The organism is Rhodococcus sp. CX (genome assembly GCF_015865005.1).
GTDB lineage: Bacteria > Actinomycetota > Actinomycetes > Mycobacteriales > Mycobacteriaceae > Rhodococcus.
In genome coordinates this window covers 31,812-38,505 of sequence record NZ_JADZGH010000186.1, presented here as the reverse complement: position 1 = coordinate 38,505, position 6,694 = coordinate 31,812, and the positions used below count along the sequence as shown (strand labels likewise).

The following is a 6,694-nucleotide window of genomic DNA, read 5'->3' as shown; positions in this document are numbered from 1 at the left end:
GGAATGGACCGTGGCGACCGGTGCGCGCTGGGGCCTGGCCAAGGGACAGCGCGCGGCGGTCGGTCTCGCCGACTTCCCGCAGAACACGTTCGGCACCGCACTCGACCGGCTCCTGCTCGGCGTCGCTGCCGACGAGTCGCAGAGCGAATGGCTTTCGCTTGCACTGCCGTTCGACGACGTGGACAGCAACGACATCGACCGCGCCGGGAGATTCGCCGAGTACATCGACCGGCTGCATTCGGTGCTGCACAGCCTCCGTGGTCCCAAGCCCGCGACCCGGTGGGCCGCGGACCTGGCCCGTGCCGTCGACCTGCTCACCGATGTCGCCCCGGCCGACGGTTGGCAGATCACCCAGGCGCACCGCGAACTGGCCGCCGCCGTCGAGCACAGCGGTGACGCGCAACTGCGTCTGCCCGACGTGCGGGCCATGCTCGCGAGCCGGCTCGCGGGCCGGCCGACGCGGGCGAACTTCCGTACCGGTGAGCTCACCGTCTGCACGATGGTCCCGATGCGGTCGGTGCCGCATCGGGTCGTGGTGCTGCTCGGGCTCGACGACGAGCACTTCCCGCGCGGCACCCACATCGACGGCGACGACGTCACCGCACTCGATCCCGTTGTGGGAGAACGTGATCCGCGCAGCGAGGATCGGCAGTTGCTGCTCGACGCGCTGATGTCCGCCCGCGACCGTGTCCTGCTGTTCCACACCGGCGCCGATCCCGTCACCGGTGCACACCGGCCGCCCGCCGTGCCGCTGAGCGAATTGCGCGATGTCGTCGCCGTCATGACGGGAAGCGAACCGCACAAGGTGGTGAGGCGGCATCCGTTGCAGCCCTTCGATGCCCGCAACTTCCGTGCCGATGCGCCGTTCAGTTTCGACACCGCTGCCCTCGCCGGCGCCCGGGCCGCGGCGCGACCCGATCCCGAACCACCCCGATCGGTCGGGGCGGCGTGTGCGTCGCTGGCTCCGCGCGGCGCCGACGGCGACGTGGACCTCGCCGAACTCGTCGCCTTCCTCACGCACCCGACCCAGGGTTTCCTGCGGCAGCGACTGGGACTGCGCATCCCCGAACTCGACGAGGACATCGCCGACGCTCTCGACATCGAACTCGACGGCCTGGCCCGCTGGGACCTCGGCGAACGCATGCTCGAGGCACGCCTGGCCGGTGTGGATCCCGCCGACTTCCGCGCCGCCGAATGGCGTCGGGGGACCCTGCCTCCGGCCGCGCTGGGCGAGCAGGTTCTCGGTGACGTCACCCGCACCGTCGAGGAACTCGTCGCGACGTGCGGGCCGGTGCACGCCGGGGCCGCCGGCACCGCCGACGTCGTCGTCGACCTCGGCGACGGCCGCCGCCTCACCGGCACCGTCGGCGGCATCCACGGCACGACGATCGCGCGAAGCACCTTCTCGCGCCTGGCTCCGAAACAGCGCATGACGGCGTGGGTCCACCTGCTCGCCGTCGCCGCGTCCGGCCGGCCCGGCACGTGGCAGGCGGTCACCACCGGCCGCGGTCGCTTCCGCACCCCCGCCTGGCGTTCCACCCTCATCGCGCCCGCCGATGCGCGCGATCAGCTGCTGCGGCTGGTGAGCCTGCGCGATCGCGGACTGCACACGCCGCTGCCGATCACCACCTGTGCCTCCGCCGAATACGCGAACCGGCGGTACCGCGGCGACTCGGTCGAGATGGCCCTCGAATCCGCCGCCAAGGAGTTCGGCGGCGCGTTCGGCGACGGCAAGGACCGGAACCTGACCTACCTGTACGGAACGGGAGTGAGCCTGAACGCGTTGACCACCGCCCCGCCGCTCGACGACGAACGCGCCTGGTACGACGACCCGAGCCGCTTCGGAGTGCTCGCCCGGCGGCTGTGGGAACCGTTGCTGGCCTCGGAAACCCAGGGGAGGCCGTGATGACGGCGCCGACCTCGCCGGCGACGGCGTTCGATCTGCTCGGCCCGCTGCCGCGCGGCACCACCGTGCTCGAGGCCAGCGCCGGCACCGGCAAGACCTACGCGATCGTCGGCCTGGCGACCCGGTTCGTCGCCGAGGGCCACGCCGACCTGTCGGACCTGCTGCTCGTGACGTTCAGCCGCGCCGCCACCCAGGAACTGCGCGAACGCACCCGCGAACGGTTCGCGACCGTCGCGGCGGCGCTCGCCGACCCGGACAGTGCGCGGCGCAGCGACGTCGCCCTCGGCGAGATACCGGATCAGCTCGTCGGCGCTGCGCACCGCACCCGGCTGCGTCAGGCCCTGTCGGATTTCGACTCCACCACCATCGCCACCACCCACGGCTTCTGCCAGCGCATGCTCGACGAACTCGGCATCGCCGGGGAACGCGAACCCGACGTGGTGCTCGTCGAGGACGTCGACGACCTGACCACCGAGGTCGTCGCGGATCTGTATCTGCGCACCTACGGCCGGATCCCGAGCCCGCCGATCGGTCTCGCCGAGGCGACCGCCGCCGCCCGCGCCGCGATCTTCGATCCGCAGGCCGATCTCGTCCCGGAGGGCGCCGAGGGCACACCGGCGGGGGAGCGGGTCGCCTTCGCCCGCGCGGTGCGCACCGAGGTCGAACGCCGCAAACGCGCGGCGGGCGTGCGCGACTTCGACGACCAGCTCGCGTTGCTGCACCGGGTACTCGGCGACCCGGACCACGGCGAGGCGGCATGCCGGCGGATCCGGTCGCGGTTCGCGGTGGTGCTCGTCGACGAATTCCAGGACACCGACCCGAAGCAGTGGGAGATCCTGCGCCGCGCCTTCCACGGTCACACCACCCTCGTGCTCGTCGGCGATCCCAAGCAGGCGATCTACGCGTTCCGTGGGGCCGAGGTCCTCAGCTACCTCGAGGCCGTCGCGGTCGCCGACTGTCACCTGGAGCTGACGACCAACTGGCGCAGCGACGGCAACCTGCTCGCGGCGCTGAGGCAGCTGTACGGCGGTGCCGCCCTGGGGGATTCGCGGATCGTCGTGCACCCGGTCGATGCTGCGCGACCGTCCACGCGTCTGACCGGGGCACCCCCGATCCGGTTGCGTTACCTGCCGCGGACCGGCGCCGGACCGTACGGCAGTTCCGGCTTCCCCGCGGTCGGTGCGCTGCGGTCCCGGGTCGCGCGCGACGTCGCCGCGGACATCGTCCGCTTGCTCGACAGCGGCGCCGCCATCGATCACGGTCACGGCCCGCGCCGCATCGAACCGGGCGACATCGCGGTGCTGGTGCGCACCCACACCCAGGTGTCGCTGGTGTACGACGCGCTCGTGCGCACCGGCGTGCCGTGCGTGCTGGCCGGGGGCACCAGCGTGTTCGCGACCCCGGCCGCGCAGGACTGGCTGTGGGTGCTGCAGGCGATCGAACAGCCGCACCGATCCGACCGGGTGCGACTGGCCGCGCTGACCCCGCTGCTCGGATACACCGTCGACGACGTCGACACCCGCGGCGACGAGCTGGTCGCCGAGGTCGGCAGCATGCTGCGCGAACTGGCCGCGGTGTTCGCCCGGTCCGGGTTCGCGGCGTTGTTCGAACAGCTCGCGACGCTGAGCCGGCTCGAAGCGCGGCTGCTCGCGACCGTGTCCGGCGAACGTGCCCTGACCGACGTGCGGCACATCGCGCAGTTGCTCGATCGTGTTGCCGCCGAGGAGTTCCTGGGCCCGGCGGCACTGACCCGGTGGCTCGAGGAGCGCATGCTGGATCCGCGTCCCGGGAGCACCGACCGCAGCCGCCGCCTCGACAGCGACGCCGCGGCCGTGCAGATCCTCACCGTGCACGGCAGCAAGGGGCTCGAATTCCCGGTCGTGTACGTGCCGTTCGGGTGGGACTCGGCGAAACACCCCAATCCCGATCCGTTGCTGCTGCACGAGGACGGCCGCCGCATCCTCGACGTCGGCGGCGAGGGCAGTCCCGGATACGGGCAGCGCCGCGCCCGGCACGACGAGGAGGCGGCCGGGGAGGAACTGCGCCTGCTCTACGTTGCGCTGACCCGCGCACGCAGCCATCTCGCGCTGTGGTGGGCGCCGTCCTTCGGCACCGGGTCGTCGCCGCTGCACCGCATGCTCGCCGGTCGCGTCGACGGCACCGCCGATCTCGTGCCGAACGTGAAGATCCCCGCCGATGCGGTCGTCGCCGAGCAGTTCGCGGCGTGGGCCGAGCGATCCGGCGGGCTGATCGTGACCGAACCGGTCGCGCCCGGCCCGATCGCGGTGCCGACGTGGAGCCCCGAGCGGGATCGCGACGACGCCCTCGCCGCCGCCCGGTTCGACCGGACACTCGACGAATACTGGCGTCGCACATCCTATTCGGCGCTGACCGCCTCCGCACACGAACATCCCGGTGTGGCAAGCGAAGTCGAGACGCCGGACAAGGACGACGAGCCGGAGGAGCCGCCGCTGCCGACCGGTGGACCGGAACCGGTGCCGGGCGTCGCCGGCATCGAGTCGCCGATGAACGGGTTGCCCGGCGGCACCGTGTTCGGCACCCTCGTGCACGCCGTCCTCGAGGTCGTGGACACCGCCGCCGCCGACCTCGACGCCGAACTGCTCGATCGATGCCGCGAGGTGATCGTCGCGCAGCATTCGGACGTCGATCCGGCGGCGCTGGCCGCGGCCCTGACGCCGGTGCTGCACACCCCGCTCGGTGCCCTCGGCACGACCCTCGCCGGGATCGCGCCGTCGGATCGGTTGGCGGAACTGGACTTCGAACTGCCGCTCGCCGGCGGCGACAATCCGGTCTCGACGATCGTGACGCTCGACGCGGTCGGTGCGCTGCTGCGCCGGCACCTGCCCGCCGACGACCCGATGCGGCCCTACGCGGAGCTGGTGCGGACCCTCGAGCCCATTCCGTTGCGCGGCTACCTCACGGGCAGTATCGACGCGGTGCTGCGGGTGTCCGGTGAGCGGGGCGGTCGTTACGTCATCGTCGACTACAAGACGAACCGGCTCGCACCCGACGAGGTGCTGACCACCGAGCACTACACCCGCGACCGTATGGCCGCGGAGATGCTGCGCGCCCACTATCCGATGCAGGCGCTGCTGTATTCGGTTGCGCTGCACCGGTATCTGCGGTGGCGACTGCCCGGCTACGATCCGGCCGTGCACCTCGGGGGAGCGCAGTATCTGTTCGTGCGCGGCATGGTCGGGCCGGATACGCCGACGGGAGTCGGCGTGTTCGACTGGACGCCCCCGGCCGCCCTCGTCACCGAACTGTCCGACCTGCTCGCCGGAAAGGCCCAACCGTGATCGATATCCTGGTGGCCCAGCGCGGCAAAGGCGCCCTGCGCGCGTTCAACGAGGCCGGGGTGCTCGCCGCCGCCGACGTCCACGTCGCGCTGCGACTGGCGAGCCTCGGCGCCGAACCCGACGAAGACGTGCACCTGGCCACCGCGCTGGCCGTGCGGGCCGTGCGGTCCGGGTCCGTGTGCCTGGACCTGACCCGGTTGCGGGACGTCGGCGTCGACGAGAACGCCGAGGTGGACCCGGCCACGCTGCCCTGGCCGGACGACGACGCCGTGATCGCGGCCCTGCGGCGCAGCCCCCTGATCACCGGATCCCCGACCGGGCCCTTGCGCCCGCTGCGGCTCGTCGAGACCGACGCGGGGCCGCTGCTGTACCTGGACCGCTACTTCCGGCAGGAGCAGACCGTGCGGCGGGCGCTGGATGCGCGATCCCGCGACTACCCGGACGTCGACGAGGACCTGCTGGTGCGGCGGCTCGACGAACTGTTCCGTGACCCGGCAGACCCGTCCCGGCCGTCGTCGGCACCGGACCGTCAGCGAGTGGCCGCCGCGCTCGCCGCCACCCACTGGACCACCGTCATCGCCGGTGGACCCGGCACCGGCAAGACGCACACCGTCGCGCGGATCCTCGCGCTGCTCACCTCGCTGCACGGGCCCGGCGTGCGGATCGGTCTGGCGGCCCCGACCGGCAAGGCCGCGGCACGGCTGCAGGAATCGGTGCGCGACCAGGCCGGGCCGCTCGGGCTCGCACCCGACGTCACCGCCATGACGTTGCACCGCATGCTCGGCTGGCAGCGGGGACGCACCCGCTTCCGCTACCACGCCGGCAACCACCTGCCGTTCGACGCGATCGTCGTCGACGAAACCTCCATGGTGTCGCTGACGATGATGAGCTGCCTGCTCGAAGCGGTCCGCCCCGACACGAGGCTCGTGCTCGTCGGCGACCCGGACCAGCTCACGTCCGTCGACGCCGGTGCGGTCCTCGCGGATCTGGTGGCGCGGCCCGTCACCGGCACACCGAACCCCGTGTTCGTGAACATCGCCGCCCGCGACCTGACCGCCGTCACCGACGATCCGGCCGAAACCGCCTTCGGAGCCGGCGAGCGGGAACGACTGCGCGGCAGCGTGGTTCGCCTCAGCCGCGGCAGGCGGTTCGGTGGGGACATCGCCCGGCTCGCGGTCGCGGTGCGCGACGGTGACGACGACGAGACGATGCGCATCCTGCTCAGCGGCGTGCCCGAGGTGACCTTCCACGCCCCCGGCGACCTGACCGCCCTGCACGACGACGTGGTCCGCTCCGCCGAGGAGGTCACCGCGGCGGCGGTCGCGGGGGACGCCCACACTGCGCTGGCCCGATTCGAGACGCACCGGCTGCTGTGCGCGCACCGCGACGGCCCGTACGGCGTGCAGCACTGGACGCGGCAGGCGATGGAATGGATCGGGGCGTCCTCCGGGCGTCGCCTCGACCCCGA

2 protein-coding genes and 1 pseudogene are annotated in these 6,694 nt (G+C 72.5%); all 3 read left to right on the top strand.

Going from position 1 to position 6,694, the window contains the following annotated elements; genetic code table 11:
• A pseudogene (locus I0Q12_RS20155) lies at window positions 1-1,906 on the top strand (exodeoxyribonuclease V subunit gamma); the annotation flags it as partial.
• Window positions 1,906-5,226, top strand: coding sequence for a UvrD-helicase domain-containing protein (locus tag I0Q12_RS20150; protein WP_197253927.1), 3,321 nt, complete (start codon window positions 1,906-1,908; stop codon window positions 5,224-5,226). The pseudogene I0Q12_RS20155 and the gene I0Q12_RS20150, both read left to right, overlap by 1 nt.
• Window positions 5,223-6,694 (top strand): AAA family ATPase (locus I0Q12_RS20145; RefSeq protein WP_374068744.1); only part of this gene is annotated, 1,472 nt, incomplete at its 3' end. The genes I0Q12_RS20150 and I0Q12_RS20145, both read left to right, overlap by 4 nt.